This window comes from Moraxella nasicaprae (assembly GCF_025643275.1).
GTDB lineage: Bacteria > Pseudomonadota > Gammaproteobacteria > Pseudomonadales > Moraxellaceae > Moraxella > Moraxella nasicaprae.
Genome location: NZ_CP089977.1, coordinates 1,608,726 through 1,624,375, shown reverse-complemented (window position 1 = coordinate 1,624,375; position 15,650 = coordinate 1,608,726). Strand labels below are relative to the sequence as shown.

At 44.4% G+C, this 15,650-nt stretch carries 18 protein-coding genes; 9 read left to right on the top strand and 9 right to left on the bottom strand.

The window, feature by feature from the left end; genetic code table 11:
* Positions 1 to 88 precede the first annotated feature (88 nt).
* On the bottom strand, positions 89 to 460 hold the full coding sequence (locus LU297_RS07620; RefSeq protein WP_263075936.1) for a hypothetical protein: 372 nt from the start codon (positions 458 to 460) through the stop codon (positions 89 to 91).
* A gap of 193 nt (positions 461 to 653) precedes the next feature.
* Between LU297_RS07620 and LU297_RS07615 the strand changes: the two genes are divergently transcribed.
* The 4 genes from LU297_RS07615 (at position 654) to LU297_RS07600 (ending at position 4,335) form a co-directional block, all read left to right on the top strand.
* Positions 654 to 2,657, top strand: a complete 2,004-nt coding sequence (locus LU297_RS07615) for a lytic transglycosylase domain-containing protein (protein ID WP_263075935.1) — start codon at positions 654 to 656, stop codon at positions 2,655 to 2,657.
* Positions 2,658 to 2,843: 186 nt separating this feature from the next.
* Positions 2,844 to 3,827: a malate dehydrogenase gene (locus tag LU297_RS07610; protein WP_263075934.1), complete on the top strand. Its 984-nt coding sequence runs from the start codon at positions 2,844 to 2,846 to the stop codon at positions 3,825 to 3,827.
* A 49-nt stretch (positions 3,828 to 3,876) separates the two neighbouring features.
* The gene (locus LU297_RS07605) at positions 3,877 to 4,029 is read left to right on the top strand and encodes a hypothetical protein (RefSeq protein ID WP_263075933.1); all 153 of its coding nucleotides are present in this window, start codon (positions 3,877 to 3,879) and stop codon (positions 4,027 to 4,029) included.
* A 60-nt stretch (positions 4,030 to 4,089) separates the two neighbouring features.
* A complete protein-coding gene (locus LU297_RS07600) occupies positions 4,090 to 4,335 on the top strand; it encodes a DUF2789 domain-containing protein (RefSeq protein WP_263075932.1) in 246 nt (81 codons plus the stop codon).
* Positions 4,336 to 4,493: 158 nt separating this feature from the next.
* On the opposite strand, the gene ribF is transcribed toward LU297_RS07600, so the two are convergent.
* On the bottom strand, positions 4,494 to 5,480 hold the full coding sequence (ribF, locus tag LU297_RS07595; protein WP_263075931.1) for a bifunctional riboflavin kinase/FAD synthetase: 987 nt from the start codon (positions 5,478 to 5,480) through the stop codon (positions 4,494 to 4,496).
* Positions 5,481 to 5,489: 9 nt separating this feature from the next.
* Positions 5,490 to 6,125 (bottom strand): UPF0149 family protein, encoded by a 636-nt coding sequence (locus LU297_RS07590; protein WP_263075930.1) that lies wholly within the window; start codon positions 6,123 to 6,125, stop codon positions 5,490 to 5,492.
* 281 nt (positions 6,126 to 6,406) lie between these two features.
* On the opposite strand from LU297_RS07590, the gene LU297_RS07585 reads away from it, so the two are divergent.
* Both LU297_RS07585 and LU297_RS07580 read left to right on the top strand, forming a co-directional pair.
* On the top strand, positions 6,407 to 6,766 hold the full coding sequence (locus tag LU297_RS07585; protein WP_263075929.1) for a hypothetical protein: 360 nt from the start codon (positions 6,407 to 6,409) through the stop codon (positions 6,764 to 6,766).
* 27 nt (positions 6,767 to 6,793) lie between these two features.
* Entirely contained in the window at positions 6,794 to 7,177 is a 384-nt protein-coding gene (locus LU297_RS07580) for a cell division protein ZapA (RefSeq protein ID WP_263075928.1), read from the top strand.
* Positions 7,178 to 7,220: 43 nt separating this feature from the next.
* Here the strand turns inward: LU297_RS07580 and LU297_RS07575 are convergent, their stop codons facing one another.
* Positions 7,221 to 7,472, bottom strand: a complete 252-nt coding sequence (locus LU297_RS07575; RefSeq protein ID WP_263075927.1) for a hypothetical protein — start codon at positions 7,470 to 7,472, stop codon at positions 7,221 to 7,223.
* Between the two features lie 189 nt (positions 7,473 to 7,661).
* Here LU297_RS07575 and LU297_RS07570 point away from each other — a divergent pair, with 189 nt between their 5' ends.
* Positions 7,662 to 9,350, top strand: a complete 1,689-nt coding sequence (locus LU297_RS07570; RefSeq protein WP_263075926.1) for an NAD+ synthase — start codon at positions 7,662 to 7,664, stop codon at positions 9,348 to 9,350.
* Between the two features lie 255 nt (positions 9,351 to 9,605).
* On the opposite strand, the gene LU297_RS07565 is transcribed toward LU297_RS07570, so the two are convergent.
* The gene (locus tag LU297_RS07565) at positions 9,606 to 10,832 is read right to left on the bottom strand and encodes an NnrS family protein (RefSeq protein ID WP_263075925.1); all 1,227 of its coding nucleotides are present in this window, start codon (positions 10,830 to 10,832) and stop codon (positions 9,606 to 9,608) included.
* 53 nt (positions 10,833 to 10,885) lie between these two features.
* Complete coding sequence (locus tag LU297_RS07560; RefSeq protein WP_263075923.1) at positions 10,886 to 11,566, bottom strand: YggS family pyridoxal phosphate-dependent enzyme; 681 nt, start codon at positions 11,564 to 11,566, stop codon at positions 10,886 to 10,888.
* Between the two features lie 97 nt (positions 11,567 to 11,663).
* On the opposite strand from LU297_RS07560, the gene LU297_RS07555 reads away from it, so the two are divergent.
* Positions 11,664 to 12,704, top strand: coding sequence for a type IV pilus twitching motility protein PilT (locus LU297_RS07555; protein WP_263075922.1), 1,041 nt, complete (start codon positions 11,664 to 11,666; stop codon positions 12,702 to 12,704).
* A 70-nt stretch (positions 12,705 to 12,774) separates the two neighbouring features.
* Here the strand turns inward: LU297_RS07555 and fur are convergent, their stop codons facing one another.
* Positions 12,775 to 13,209, bottom strand: a complete 435-nt coding sequence (gene fur / locus LU297_RS07550) for a ferric iron uptake transcriptional regulator (protein ID WP_263075921.1) — start codon at positions 13,207 to 13,209, stop codon at positions 12,775 to 12,777.
* A 240-nt stretch (positions 13,210 to 13,449) separates the two neighbouring features.
* Here fur and LU297_RS07545 point away from each other — a divergent pair, with 240 nt between their 5' ends.
* Complete coding sequence (locus LU297_RS07545; RefSeq protein WP_263075920.1) at positions 13,450 to 13,827, top strand: outer membrane protein assembly factor BamE; 378 nt, start codon at positions 13,450 to 13,452, stop codon at positions 13,825 to 13,827.
* 186 nt (positions 13,828 to 14,013) lie between these two features.
* Here LU297_RS07545 and LU297_RS07540 read toward each other — a convergent pair whose 3' ends face one another.
* Positions 14,014 to 14,487, bottom strand: a complete 474-nt coding sequence (locus LU297_RS07540; protein WP_263075919.1) for a flavin reductase — start codon at positions 14,485 to 14,487, stop codon at positions 14,014 to 14,016.
* Positions 14,488 to 14,598: 111 nt separating this feature from the next.
* Positions 14,599 to 15,633: a methionine synthase gene (locus tag LU297_RS07535; RefSeq protein ID WP_263075918.1), complete on the bottom strand. Its 1,035-nt coding sequence runs from the start codon at positions 15,631 to 15,633 to the stop codon at positions 14,599 to 14,601.
* Positions 15,634 to 15,650 lie beyond the last annotated feature (17 nt).

Below are 15,650 nucleotides of genomic sequence, written 5' to 3'. Positions count from 1 at the left end.
AAATGGGAGATTTTCACACAGCCAACCTACCAATTCTCATCAAAAAACACAAAACCCAGCCAAGATTTTGTGTTTGTTTTGATGATGCTTAACAGGCGATATAATACATCTGTGCCTCAAAAGTGCCTTGACCAATCTGATAATAACTGGGTCTGACAGGTCGCCACGAATGAATCAGGCGGTCAGCACGCCCTCGTGCCACTTTATAGTCATCAACCGCAAGCTGAGCAACGCTGGCACGATTGCAATTAAAAGAATACAGCACCTTTCGCTTGTCATTGCCTCTCTCAATAAATGCCCAACTCTCCTTGTAGCCAAGCCCTTTATTGACGATGCGTTTTTCCAAAAAAGTCCAATCATGCCCAGAGGCATCTTGACCCAAATATATCGCTGCCTGCGATTGACCGACACCAAAACCCAACAATGCCATCGCCAAGATGTATGATTGCCATTTATTCATCAAATCATTCTCCTATCCATATTAACCTGATTATGATTGATATATAATACCACATTGATCGCATTTTGATAATATCAATTTAATTGTATTATTAAAAAATTCAGCAGTTACAACTTTTATACACCCAAGTAAAGTAAATTTGTTAAGCTATCGCCCGCTAATGACAAGAATTCTTGATAAATAAGGTATATTGATGATGTTAAAACCAGCCCATCGCCTTTTGGCACTCTCTCTTGCCAGCCTAACCGCCCTGCCGCTTGCCAATGCCAATGATGGCAGCGTGTACCAATTTTTGGAAGCCGAACGCCAAAAAAACAATCCCAACACCATGCGTCAATACGAACAAAGTATGCAAGGCACACTCTTTGGTATGTATCCTACCTACTGGCGAATGAACTACAACCTATCTGGCCAAAGTCCTGATGCGGTCAATGAATTTGTGCGTCAATATCCACGCAATGTGATGAGCGAAAAACTGGCTGCTGACTATGCCGAGACTAAGGCTCGTGAGGGCGACTACGCCAGCGTCCGAGCTGTTGCCAACTCCATCGAAAATGCCGATGCCTCAGAGGCTTGTGCCATCGCTTTGGGCTATAACCAAAGTGCTGCCGATTCCATGAGAGCCTTATACCAAAAACCAAATGTGTGGCTAAATACGCAGATTAAACAGTCTTTGTGTGATAAACTTGCCAGCGAAATGAGCTACAACCCACGCATCAATCAGACCGATAAGCACGAGCAGCTCATTCGCATGATGCGAATTGACAAACGCCAATTATCCAGCAAAAATCCTGCAACCGACAAAACCGCCGATATTGTCAGCTTGTCCAATCAGCTGGGCTTAAACATCAATTATGGTACACTTCAAGAAGTACGCAACAATCCTCAGGGGTTTTTAAGTCGCTTTCAGACAGAAGCATTTAGCCCAACCAACCAATATCTGTATGTCTATGCCATCAGCTTGCTGGCTCATCGCTCACATTGGGAGGCTGCCAATCAACTAACTCATGACATCGCCATCGATAATCGCCGCCCAAATCATCTGATTTCTGACATGGCTCGTCGCTATGCATGGCGAAGCATTGCCGTCAAGCGAATGAATGTCAATACCGATGAGGGATTTAGTCGTGATGCAATCAGTTGGTTCCAAAACAGCTTAGGCGAACCCTTTAACTTCGAAGAATCCGAAGATTATGCCCAAGCCGCCATTCATTTTGGGCAATGGCAAGATGTCATTAACGCCATCGGAACCATGAGTGCTGTTACCCAACAAGAAAACATCTGGCAATACTGGCTGGCTCGTGCCTATGAGCAAACTGGCAAGGCTGGACAGGCTCGCACCATTTATACATCACTTGCCAAAGAGATTGACTATTATGGTCTGCTTGCCAAAGACCGCTTGGGTCAAAAGCTAACCTTAAACGATATTGGTGGCAACACCCTGCCCGCTCTGAGCAGCCAGCAAGAACAACAAGTGATGGCAAATCCATACTTTGCTCGTGCATTTTTGCTCATGCAAAATAATGCCAGCCTAGAACACATCAATCGTGAATGGAACTGGGCGGTGCGTATGGCAAAAGAAACAGGCAACACCCAACTGGTGCTACACGCCGCCAAGATGGCTCATGACAAAGGCTACTATCATCGCAGTATTCATGCCATCGAAAACACGCCAAACCTACGAAACGGAGCATTATCCCACCCGATGCCATACAGCGACAGCGTCATCAGACACAGTCGCAATGTTGGCATTGACCCTGCCTGGGCGTATGGCATCATGCGTCAAGAAAGTCGCTTTCAGCCAGCCGCTCGCTCGGGTGCTGCCGCCAGTGGCTTGATGCAAATCATTCCAGGTACTGCTACCCAAATCGCTCGTGGTATGGGCGAAAGCACAGGCAATATGGGCGATGCCGACACCAACATTCGCTATGGTACTTGGTTCCTAAACGACCTTGCCAATCGTGCAGGTGGGCAGATTGCCGTTGCAACCGCAGGCTATAATGCCGGTCCTAATGCCGCCAAAAAATGGCTACCTGCTTATGGTAACATCAGTGCCGATCAGTATGTCGAAGCCATTCCCTATGGCGAGACTCGTGCCTATGTCAAACATGTGATGGAAAACGCCACCATCTATGGGGCATTACTGGGTAATTACCTCCCCATCAGTCAGCGTATGGGTGTTGTTAGACCCTACTAAATCTCACAAAAAATCCAGCATCACACCCGCTGGATTTTTATTTTTTGGCGTTTTGCCCATTAACCATTTGTTTTTGTGAATATAAAGTGCTAAACTAGAATCGATTTTGATTTTGACAAGATTTGCCAAAATAAAATCCAACAGATTTTTTATCATTTTTTATTTATCAAAACATAAGGATTGACGATGAAACAACCTGTTCGTGTTGCGGTCACTGGTGCCGCAGGTCAAATCGGATACAGCCTACTATTTCGTATCGCATCAGGCGAGATGCTTGGCAAGGACCAGCCTGTCATTTTGCAATTATTGGAAATCCCAGTTGAAGCAGCCCAAAAAGCCCTGCAAGGCGTCATCATGGAACTAGATGACTGTGCATTCCCTCTGCTGGTTGATGTCATTGGCACAGATGACCCAAATGTCGCTTTCAAAGACGCTGACTACGCCCTACTGGTGGGTGCTCGTCCTCGTGGACCAGGCATGGAGCGTGCTGACCTACTTCAAGAAAATGCCAAAATCTTCACCGTTCAAGGCAAAGCCCTAAATGATGTGGCAAGCCGTGATGTGAAAGTTTTGGTTGTAGGCAACCCAGCCAACACCAACGCTTATATCGCCATGAAGTCTGCTCCTGATTTGCCAGCCAAAAACTTCACCGCCATGCTTCGTCTTGACCACAACCGTGCCTTGACCCAAGTGGCTAAGAAAACTAGCAAAGCCGTCAAAGACATCAAAAACTTGACCGTTTGGGGCAACCACAGCCCAACCATGTACGCTGACTATCGTTTTGCCACCATCAATGGCGAATCAGTCAAAGAGATGATTAACGACCAAGAGTGGAATGCCAATGTATTCCTACCAACCGTTGGCAAGCGAGGGGCTGCCATCATTGAGGCTCGTGGTCTGTCATCAGCCGCCTCTGCTGCCAATGCCGCCATCGACCACATGCGTGATTGGGCATTGGGCTCAAATGGCGAATGGGTAACCATGGGCGTACCATCAGATGGTTCTTATGGCATTCCAGAGGGTGTGGTGTTTGGTTTCCCTGTCACCACCGAAAATGGCGAATACAAAATCGTTCAGGGTCTAGAAATCGATGCATTCAGCCAAGAGCGTATCGACATCACTCTAAAAGAGCTGACCGAAGAGCGTGATGCGATTGCACACTTGCTATAAGCAGACTTTGTCAGACATATCCCCAGCCCTGATGGTTGGGGATATTTTTATGGGTGTGGCATTACCTTTTGGTGATGGTATGCTTGGTCATCGCTCAGGCGATGATTGGCTTATACCAACCGCCAAAAGCATGATTTTGACGATTTGTGATTGCGTTTGGCATGGTGCTTGCCACTTTTTTGCCTCAAAGTGTATCGTCTAACTATTGCTGATTTGGGCAAACTTTGATATGCTTGGCATAAGCATGACTTAGGAAAAACAGATGTACGATTTAGATTATAGCATGGCAGCACTCTTTGCTCAGCTGGGTCTGGATAATGACGAAGTATCCATTGAGGCATTCATTGCCAAACACCAACTAGCACCAAGCACCATTTTACAAGAGGCAGCATTTTGGACGACCGCACAGCGAGCTTTTTTGACCGAAGAATGTGGCACAGACACCGCTTGGTCGCTGACGGTCGATGAGCTTAATGCTCGCCTGCATGAACAATGCCAGTCAGTTTAATGTATGCAATGATGACTGTGTCCCATAGCAATGACGCCATTCATCTGGCATGATGATTAAACAATCATTGATGATAAGATAAATCAATAACACGACCACTTCATCACGCAATCCGCCAATAAAAAATCCCAATATCATGGGATTTTTTTATTCATCAATCAAGTCGATTGGGCGGCTCGCCAATCCAATAGCTGCTGTACATCTTGATGAATGCCCAATTTTAGGGCATTAAGACCATCATATCGGCGTTCGCCATGCAAATAATGCAAGAAAATCACTTGTAAATGCACTCCGTACAAATCGCCAGCAAACTGTGGCAGGTGCACCTCCAATCGCCAATCAACTCCCAAGACCGAAGGACGAGTGCCAATATTGACCGCCCCAAACAGACTGCCAGCCGTCACGCCTGACACACCTTGCCCATGCTTGGTTGTCAATGTTTCCCAAGAAAGTGCTGTACCTTGTTCATCAAACGCCAAAATATCCGCCCCAAACACACCGTGTAATGGTGGCTTGTGACGATTTAGGGCGATGTTGGCGGTTGGAAAATCAAGCGTTCGCCCAATTTTATCGCCATGCACCACCTGTCCTGTGATGGCATAATCCCTACCCAGCAGTGTCTTGGCAGCCATCAAATCGCCCTTTGCTAATGCTTCACGCACCAAAGTTGAGCTGACCCTATAACCATCGACAAGGACGCTGGACAGATTTTCGACCGCAAAACCCGCCTCACTTAATGACTGATGATTGCCTACCCTGCCTTGCCCAAAACGAAAATCATCGCCCAAAACCAACTGGCGGACATTTAACTGCTTTAAAATCTGGACAAATGCGTCAGCTGATAATGAGCGAAATACTTCATCAAAACTTGCCACCAACAAATAATCCACGCCTAATTTAGCAATCAATTTGCTTTTTTCGGACAGACTGCTCAATCTGGCAGGAGCATCATCTGGATAAAAAAACTCTCGTGGCTGTGGCTCAAAAACCATCACAGCCGATGATAGATTTAGGGTTTTAGCACCATCAACCAATCTAGCTAGCATCGCCTGATGTCCAAGATGCACACCATCATAATTACCAATGGTCAAGGCAAGATTTGGCAGGCTAGGCAGAGCATCTGGCTGTAAAAAAATGACTTGCATGGCGTGTGATTATTGTTTTTTTGCCATCGCATCAATGACTGGCACAGTTTTTTCTTGTGCCAATTCTTTGGCGGTCTTAGCATCAGGCGATAGACCTTTGATGATGGGTAATTCCTTGACATTGCTGCGTTTTCTGACCGCCAAATGCACAGGTACCATGCGAGCAAATTCAAACAATTCCAGCCAAAGCTCCTCGCCGCCTTCTAGATTCTCTTCATCGTCCAATCGAATGGCGGCAATCTCCATCAAGGTACGAATCAGCTCGTTCTCGTCAGCACTAAGGCTGATGCCAGACACACCAATGCCTGTGATGAATCCACCAGCCCAGTCTTTTAATGCCAGCACTCGTTCATACAGTTCATGCTCATCATCTGGCACAAGCGGTTCGTAGCCATAAGCGTCATCTTTATCTTTTAGGGCAAAGCTGACATCTTCGGCATACTCGCTAAGCAGTTCTAGGGCATCATCATTAGGCACTTCAAAGCTCAGTTCTTCAAGCAAACTTCGCCAGCCGTCCACATCGGTGGCGTTGCACAAAGTCATCACACCCGTCATGATACCGTGCAACTCACTGATAGACACATCTGACCAATCGCTAAATGCTGACTGCCAATCGTCCCAGCCAGATAAATAATCACTACTCACATCTCACCCATTCTTGTTAGATACATGATTGTAAATCGTGCTATTTTACCACAAAAAGTTGGATTTGTTTTGATAAAAACATCATCAATCATTTGGGCATTCACGCATTTTTTGGCGATAAATTCACCACAGATACAAAAAACTTTGTAAAAATATTTGACAAGATGATGAGCCGTGATAAGATTAGCGTACTAAATAGTCTTTTGCGGTCAATGCTGACAAATTCATCATGATGACATCAGACAAATGCCGCACCAATGCTTATCTATTAGGAAAAGTATATGTTAGCCCAACTTCAAGCCCTAGAACAGACCATTTTGGCAATGAAAAAACAATATGCCGTTACCGCAACAGAGCTTGCCAATCTTAAACAAAAAATCGCCAACGACACCACGCCACAGCTGGTTGATGGCCTACAAAGTAAACTTAATCAAGCCAATCAAGACCTACACAACCAACAAATCCAAAACAAATCGCTTGAAGAGTCTCGCAACGCCCTACAAAAGCAAGTTGAAGAATTATACGAAGCCAACCAAAATCTATTGAAACAAAATCAAGAATTAAAAGACAAGAACGCTTTGGCGATTTCTCGTGCTGAAATCATTCGTGATTGGTTGTCACAAATCGACCATCAAAAATAATTCTTTATTGCTAATCAAGGATATATCATGAACTTAGAAGATGCCCTAAACAATCGCAACCACTCAAATAACAAGCCTACCCAAACCACGACAGCTTCAAGCCGTTCTAGCGATGAATATCGTCCTGTGGACATCAGCATCGCTGGCACGCCACATCGAGTGGTTTGTCCTGTCAATGAAGTTGCCAACCTAGAAGCTGGTGCAGATTATATTAACCAAAAAATCCGTGATTTACGCCGTGAAATCAAAAACAAAAACCCCAGCAATGAAGAGTTTTTGGTGCTGGTCAGCCTAGAATTATACGACCAAGTGCGAACATTACAAGCCCAAATGTCGGCAGCGACCGAAGAAAGACGCCAAATCCATGCACTGATTGAAAAAATCAATCGAGATGCTCGCACCATGCTCTAAATCCAAAAAAAAGACATCTTAATCATTAAGATGTCTTTTTTGTTTAGTCAGGCGAGTGCTGCTCATGATATGCCAAGCGATGTTCGTCATTACAAAAAAACCGCTCAGTCTGAGCATCGCTTTCCAAAATGCCTCGATAAGTGGCAAGTTGATGTCCGCAATGATGGCAGGTGCGAAGTGTTGTGTCGTCGCCCTCTTGGGGAAAAAACGCCTTAGGTGGCTTAGGGTACATAAACTTAAAAAACACTTTCATCACAACCAAGATGATAAGCACATTGATGATGAATGCAAACATGGATTTTTTACAACCTTTTTAAGAAACATGGCATTACTATACCACAAATTCGCCCTGCTTATGCTATACTATCGAAGGTCAATAGTATTTTTATTGCCAGCACCCAACAAATGACTTGGGTGTCATCATTTTGTATGGAACATGATGTTCTCATAATACCTAAATCGGTATAATAATAGGATTACAACAATGCCAAAAACCAAAGCAACGCCAACAGGCGACACAACCACACTAAACAGCGTGGACACACACTTGGGCAAAATCACTTTTGCCCTAATTCAGACCAACTTTTGGGTTGGGGATATTGCAGGCAATGTCAAAAAAATGCACGCCTTAGCCATTGATGCCAAAAATCGTGGGGCGGATATTGTCGTTTTTCCAGAATTATCTTTGGTCGGTTATCCGCCAGAAGATTTGTTATTGCGTCCAACACTTGGCGAACGAGTCAAAGATGCCATGGCAAAACTTGCCGAAATTGATGGCATTGTTACCATCTTAGGTTATCCGCACATTGACCAGCATGGTACTTTTAACTCAGCCGCCATTTTGCAAGGCGGTGTTCAAAAAGGCTTTTATCACAAGCAGTGCCTACCCAACTATGGTATCTTTGATGAAGTTCGCTATTTTAAACAAGGTCGCAATCAAGTATTGTTTGACTACAAAGGGGCGACCATCGGTCTGCTTATTTGTGAAGACATCTGGCATGAACACCCCATCAAAGCCCTAAAAGAACAAGGGGCAGACTTGGTGGTGGTCATCAATGCGTCACCATTTGAAATTGGCAAACAGGCTCAGCGTAAAGCCCTGCTTGAAAAACAGGCCAGCACCCATCAGCTGCCCATCGTCTATGTCAATACTGTGGGTGCTCAAGATGATGTGGTGTTTGATGGCGGCTCTCTCATCGTTCAGGCTGATGGACAAATCGCCCATGAAGCCCCAAGATTTCTCAATCAGCTGATGATGGCTCAATACGATGTGCCAAGCAAGCAATTTAGCAGTCAAGCCAAAGCACCATTGATGCTTTCTGAGGAATCAGAAATGTATCAAGCGTTGGTGGTTGGGTTGCGTGATTATGTCAATCGTTCTGGCTTTAAAGGAGTGATTTTAGGCTTATCAGGTGGTATTGATAGTGCCTTGTCTTTGTGCATTGCCGTTGATGCCTTAGGCTCTGACCGTGTTTATGCCGTGATGATGCCTTATGAATACACTTCAAGCATCAGTCTAGAAGATGCCGAAGCTCAGGCAGCTCGCCTCAATGTCTCTTACACTGTCTGCCCAATTCATGATGCAGTAGCAGGACTTCGCTCATCACTGGCTCCGTTATTTGCCAATAGCCAGCCTGATGTCACCGAAGAAAATTTACAAGCCAGAGCCAGAGGCACGATTTTGATGGCACTATCCAACAAGTTTGGACACATGGTCATCTCAACAGGTAATAAATCAGAAAATGCGGTTGGCTATGCCACCCTGTATGGCGATATGGTTGGCGGTTTTGATGTTCTTAAAGATGTGTACAAAACTGATGTGTACCGTTTGGCAAACTATCGCAATCGCCTAGAAGATACGCCTGTGATTCCAGAGCGAGTCATCACTCGTCCACCAAGTGCAGAACTTCGTCCCGACCAAAAAGACCAAGACAGCTTGCCTGATTATGAGCTACTGGATAATATTTTACGCTTGTACATCGAAGAAGATTTGGGCTATAAAGCCATTGTGGCGGTAGGGTTTGAACCTTCGGTGGTCGAAAAAGTGCTAGGCATGGTGGATAAGGCAGAATACAAACGCCGTCAAGGGGCGATTGGCACAAAAATCACCAAAAAATCTTTTGGTCGTGAACGCCGTTATCCATTGGTCAATGGTTGGTCGATTAAAGGCTAAGCGTTGATTAAATAAAAAAGCTGTCTGATTTTGACGGCTTTTTTATGGTCATGTGTGTATCCTGCACGCCTATTTTGTCATCATCAAGCGGTTAATTGATTTTTATACTTAATTCGTATCAAAACTATACAGCAAAACCGTTCGCCCTGAGCTTGTCGAAGGGGCAGGTTTCCGTTATGGTTCGACAAGCTCACCACGAACGAAAAACCTTTGTCTGGTTTTGAATAGAATTGACTATAAAATCATCTTGACGCACTATCCCATGATACCATCAATTCTGGGGCTGATGAGCATTTTGGTGTATGCCCACAAAAACAACGCAAAACTCATCACCCAGCACGCCTGCGAATAGGCAAGCACACGCACATAATCATCTGCCCACATCGGCACAAAAACACGCAACAATAGACAAAATATCATCAAGACAAACAGCCAAACAAACAGCTTGGGCGGTTGATGGATATTACGCCCTGTATGTCCAAGCGACACCCTAGCCATCATCGCAATGGTTGTCATGCCAATACCGCTTAATGCCAAAGCGTGCAATCCCAAGCTGCTATTTAGCCCAAGCCATGGCAATATCGCCATCAATAATAACGACAACACCATCACCCAAAATGACACATAAAGCGACCAAAGTAGCGGTTTTTGCCAAATGGCTCGATGATACCAGCCCATCAATCGCTTGGCATGAATGATGGCAGTCAAGCTTGCCAAAATACTCACAATCCACGCATCAAGATGTAGCAAAACTGACAACGATAATCCCAAAAAAGCCAGCAAAGAACCTCGGTCTAGCCATAGTGAATTGGGTAATTTAACCACGATACCGCTTGGCGTACCATCTTGATTGACAAAAATGCCTTTTTCAATAAAAAATGGCAACACTCTTCGCCCAATGGTAAAGACCACGCCAATGACCAAGAATAACGCCAAATACAATGCTGTACTTTGCCATTGACTTTGCCCAAGCCAAACCCCTGCATCAAATAAGCAATGACAAACCAGCAGTAATAACAGCTTAGCAACAATACCCATCTGTCTGGTCTGTCGAACCAAGAGTACAGCACGCACCACCACCGCACTGACCGCCAGCCAAAATAGCACATCAGCAGTCATCGCCCCTATCTGCATACTGGGCAATGCTGGCGACAATGCCCAACAGATTCTAGCCAATGCCCACAGCATAAAAATTGCCAATAATCGCCAGTTTGATGGCATCGGTACGCCAGTCCAAGCCTTGACCGCCGTCAATAAAAACCCTGCAATAACCGCCAACGCATAGCCAAAAATCATCTCATGAGCATGCCAATAAACTGGATTTAGGTTGGCTCCATGAAAGGTTAGCACACCATTTAGCACCAGATGCCACAGCAGCATCGTGATGATGGCAAATATTGCCGAACCCAAGAAAAAGATACGAAACCCCAAATTTAGCACAGGGTGAATGGATTTTTGTGGTCTGTCAATATTGATAATCATAATCTACCCCTCCAAGTCATTGACCAACCATCTTAGGTGAAAATCAATCCTTATTAAGCATAATGTCGCTCACCAAAAATCGCCGTCCCTACTCGCACCATCGTTGAGCCATGCTCAACCGCAAGCGGCATATCGCCACTCATGCCCATGCTTAGACTATCCCAATGCGGTGGATTATGACTTTGTTTGATTTGCTCAAACAACGCCTGCGTTCTGGCAAAAGCATCACCACCAGCTTTGCTGGGAATCACCATCAGCCCCCGTAACGCCAAATTTGGGCAGGTTAAAATATACGACACCAGCTTGGGCAGCTCATCAGGCTGACAGCCAGACTTGCTTGCTTCATCATCGATATTCACCTGAATCAAGACATTCAAAGGCGGCAGACCAGCTCGCTGTTCATTAAGACGAGTGGCGATGATTTCTCGTTCTAGCGTATGCACCCAGTCAAAATGCTTGGCGATGTCTTTGGTTTTATTGCGTTGAATGCTACCAATATAATGCCAAGTGATTGGTAATTCTTGCAGTGTCGCCATTTTTTCTAAGGCTTCTTGCAGATAATTTTCGCCAAAATGTTGCTGACCCAACCCGACAAGATGGGCAATCATCGTGGCAGGCTTGGTTTTTGAGACGGCAAGCAAGGCGGTATTTTTGTTGTACTGCTCATTGTATGTTGTCAGTTGATTGACGACAGTTTGGTAATTTTGCTGTAAAATCTGCTCATCAAAATTCATCACATTCCCCCAAAAAAATCACTTTACAAAAAACCTGTTTTCAAGATATAGTTTAGCACAATCCGCCAAATAAAAACCATTTTCAGGGACGCATTTGATGAATCCAGCAACCAGCCTGACCGATTTGCTTCGCCAAACCCTCCTACAAGGTGCGTCCGATTTGCACCTATCTGCCCATCAGCCAATGATGATGCGACTGCATGGCGTGATGACACCCATTGCCTTACCACCGCCTGACGATGCAACCGTGCGAGCATGGCTACAATCCATCATGAGTCAAGCACAATATGACCAATGGTGTCATCGCATGGAGTTAGACTTTGCTATTGAGCTAGATAGCGTGGCACGATTTCGTGTTAATGCCTTTCATCACAGATTGGGGGCTGGAGCGGTGTTTCGCTGCATTGCCAATCAGCCACCCACGCTAGAATCCCTCAACGCCCCGCCCATTTTTGCTCAATTATGTCAGAAAAAACAAGGGCTTATCTTAGTAACAGGAGCGACAGGGTCGGGCAAATCCACCACACTGGCGGCGATGATTGACCACATCAACCGTCATCAAGCATCGCACATTTTGACGATTGAAGACCCTATTGAGTTCATTCATCAATCCAAACGCTCACTTGTCAATCAGCGAGAAGTGTATAAAGACACGCTTGATTTTCAATTAGCACTCAAAGCCGCTTTACGAGAAGACCCTGATGTGATTTTGGTGGGAGAATTGCGAGATGCTCAGACCGTTCGCCTTGCTCTGACCGCCGCTGAAACAGGGCATTTGGTGCTGGCAACGCTACACACCAATTCTGCCGCCAAAAGTATTGACCGCTTGGTCGATGTATTTGACAGTCAAGAAAAGCCATTGATTGCCACAATGCTATCTGAGTGCTTACAGGCGGTCATCGCCCAAAAACTACTGCCAAACACACAAGGAGAGCGTACGGCAATCCATGAGATTATGATTGCCACGCCAGCCATCAAAAATCTTATTCGTGAACATAAAACCCACCAAATCCCATCAATGATTGGCACGGGAGCGGCATTTGGCATGAGCAGCTTTGAGCATGGTCTAAAACATCTGCTGGCACAAGGCAAAATCAGCCAAGCGGTTGCCAAAGATGTGTTGGAGCAGTTACACTAGATGATTTTTTGGTGTATTAGCAAAATAAAAAACCCAACTCGATGAAGAGTTGGGTTTTTTGTGGATTGGTTTATTTTTCGTCTGTTTTTTGGCACTCTGGACTGTCGCACACGCCATACAACACCAAAGAATGACCAGATAGTTTGAAGTTATTTTGCTCAGCAACACGACGCTGCTCATCTTCAATCAAGGTATTGTGAAACTCGACAATCTTACCGCAAACATCACACACCAAATGGTCGTGATGCTCATCTTGAACGATTTCAAAAATCGAAAGATTATTTTCAAAATTATGGCGTTCTACAATACCTGCTTGCTCAAACTGCGTCAAAACACGATACACCGTCGCCAAGCCAACATCTTCGCCCTGCTCTGCCAAGGCACGATAGACATCTTCGGCACTCATGTGATGATTTTCAGAATTTTCTAATAGTTCAAGAATCTTAATGCGTGGTAAAGTAACTTTTAAGCCAACTTTGCGTAAATCTTTATTAGTAAAAGCCATAACGACCCCTATATTTCAGTTTTTCTATTTATTACGCCATTTTAACAATCTTACCGCCCAAAATCTACCCATAGTTGCAAATCATTACGATAAAGTTCATCAATAACTACCATTGAAGAAATCAATATGATTTATTTTGGTTATTTATCGGTCGTAAACACACCCTGAGCATCAAAAATGCTTGCATATTATGCAGTTTATCGGTAAGATGAACCAAACGATAGTATCCTAGGAATAACAATGCAAACATCTACCGTGCTTAAATTTGCCAGCACTGCTTTGGCAAGCATTCTACTGCTAAGCGGCTGTAATCTATTTCGTGTCTACACCATTGATTTGCCACAAGGAACGCCTCTGAGCGTGCAACAAGCCAATCAAGTCCAAATTGGCATGAACACCAATCAAGTATTGTATCTACTTGGCAGTCCTGCCATGCGTGATACATTGTCGCCAAATCGCTGGGATTATCTATACGACTACACCGCTGGCACAGATGGCAAACGCCAGAAAAAAGCCAACATCAAAAATGCAGCTCAATACCTAAGCATTTATTTTGATAATCAAGGTCAAGTGGTTCGCATCGAGGGCAAAGACAGCCTGCCAGCCACTCGTCATTAAGATTTATCATCGTATTTGACAAAGACGCACCTTGCTGCGTATTTTTTTGTTCATCAAAATCTCATCATCTGTTTTCATTAAGTGGCTAGCTTTATTTTGTTTTATGGCAAATTTGCTCAATGACACAATCTGGTGATGGCTAATAGCATAAAAAACCTGAACTAAATTCAGGTTTTTTTTATGCCATCAGACTTGATGATAGCCACGATTATGGTAGATAAGTGCTTTATCATCATCGCCTTGATGAATACCAACAATCTCACAAATTAAAATACCATGTGTACCCACTTGTTTAATTTCGCTAATTTTACAATCAAAATTGATTAAAGCATTTTTTAACATTGGCGAACCTGTCACCAAAGTTGTCCACTCTGCTTTGGCAAAGCGTTCTTCACTGGCGAGTGGTGAAGCAAAGGCGTTAGATAGTTCGGACTGCTGGGCAGTCAAGGTATTCACCATCAGCACACCATTTTTGACAAACTCATCATAAAAGCGAATGTTTGTATTCATGCACACAAGGAGTGTAGGCGGAGAATCAGTAACACTACACACCGCAGAGGCAGTAAAACCGTATCGTCCATTTTCGCCATCACTGGTCACGACATGCACCGCTGTGGCAAGCTGTGCCATTGCATCTTTAAACTCTGTAACAGATACCATTTTTATTTTCTTATCTTTTTAATAACCATATCAAAACCGCTTGTGCTTCCTATGAAGTCGTCAAACGGCATTCCCATCACACCATAGATTGGCATCATGGGAATAAATCTCTTATTGACCGCCAAGCTCACCACGAATAATCGCAGCCCCTTGACTTAGGGCGTTTAGTTTACCACGAGCTACCGTGCGAGACAATGGTGCCATACCACAGTTGGTGCAAGGATATAGATTCTCTGCTTCAACAAATTGTAAAGCTTTACGCAAGGTATCTGCAACTTCATCAGGTGTCTCAATTTGATTGGTCGCCACATCAATCGCCCCAAGCATTACCTTTTTGCCACGAAGTAGCTCAATTAAATCCATCGGTACTTTGGAGTTTTGGGACTCTAATGAAATAATGTCAATGTTAGATTTTTGCAGTAATGGGAAACTCTCTTCATATTGTCTCCATTCAGAGCCAAGTGTTTGTTTCCAATCAGTATTTGCCTTAATGCCATAGCCATAGCAGATATGTACTGCGGTTTGGCATTTTAAGCCTTCTACTGCTCGCTCTAAGGCAGCAATGCCCCAATCATTCAACTCATCAAAAAACACATTAAACGCTGGCTCATCAAACTGGATAATATCCACGCCTACCGCTTCCAATTCTTTGGCTTCTTCATTCAAAATTTTAGCAAATTCCCACGCCAGTTTTTCACGACTTTTATAATGACCATCATACAACGTATCAATCATGGTCATCGGACCAGGCAACGCCCATTTGATGAGCTTGTCGGTGTGAGCTCGTAAAAACTTAGCATCTTCCACAAAAACAGACTTGGGACGAGAGACATCGCCCACTACGCTTGGCACGGAGGCATCATAACGGTTACGAATGCGAACGGTTTCTCTTTTGTTAAAATCCACACCATTTAAATGTTCAATAAATGTCGTGACAAAATGCTGACGAGTTTGTTCGCCATCACTGACAATATCAATACCTGCGGCAACTTGTTCAGCCAGCGATACCAATAAGGCATCTTGTTTTGCTTGCAACAACTCTTCGCCCTCAAATTTCCAAGGCGACCATAATTTTTCAGGTTCAGCAAGCCAAGAGGGTTTGGGTAAACTACCAGCAGTAGAAGTAGGAAGTAAAATTTTGCTCATTGTTTTGTCCTAGTATA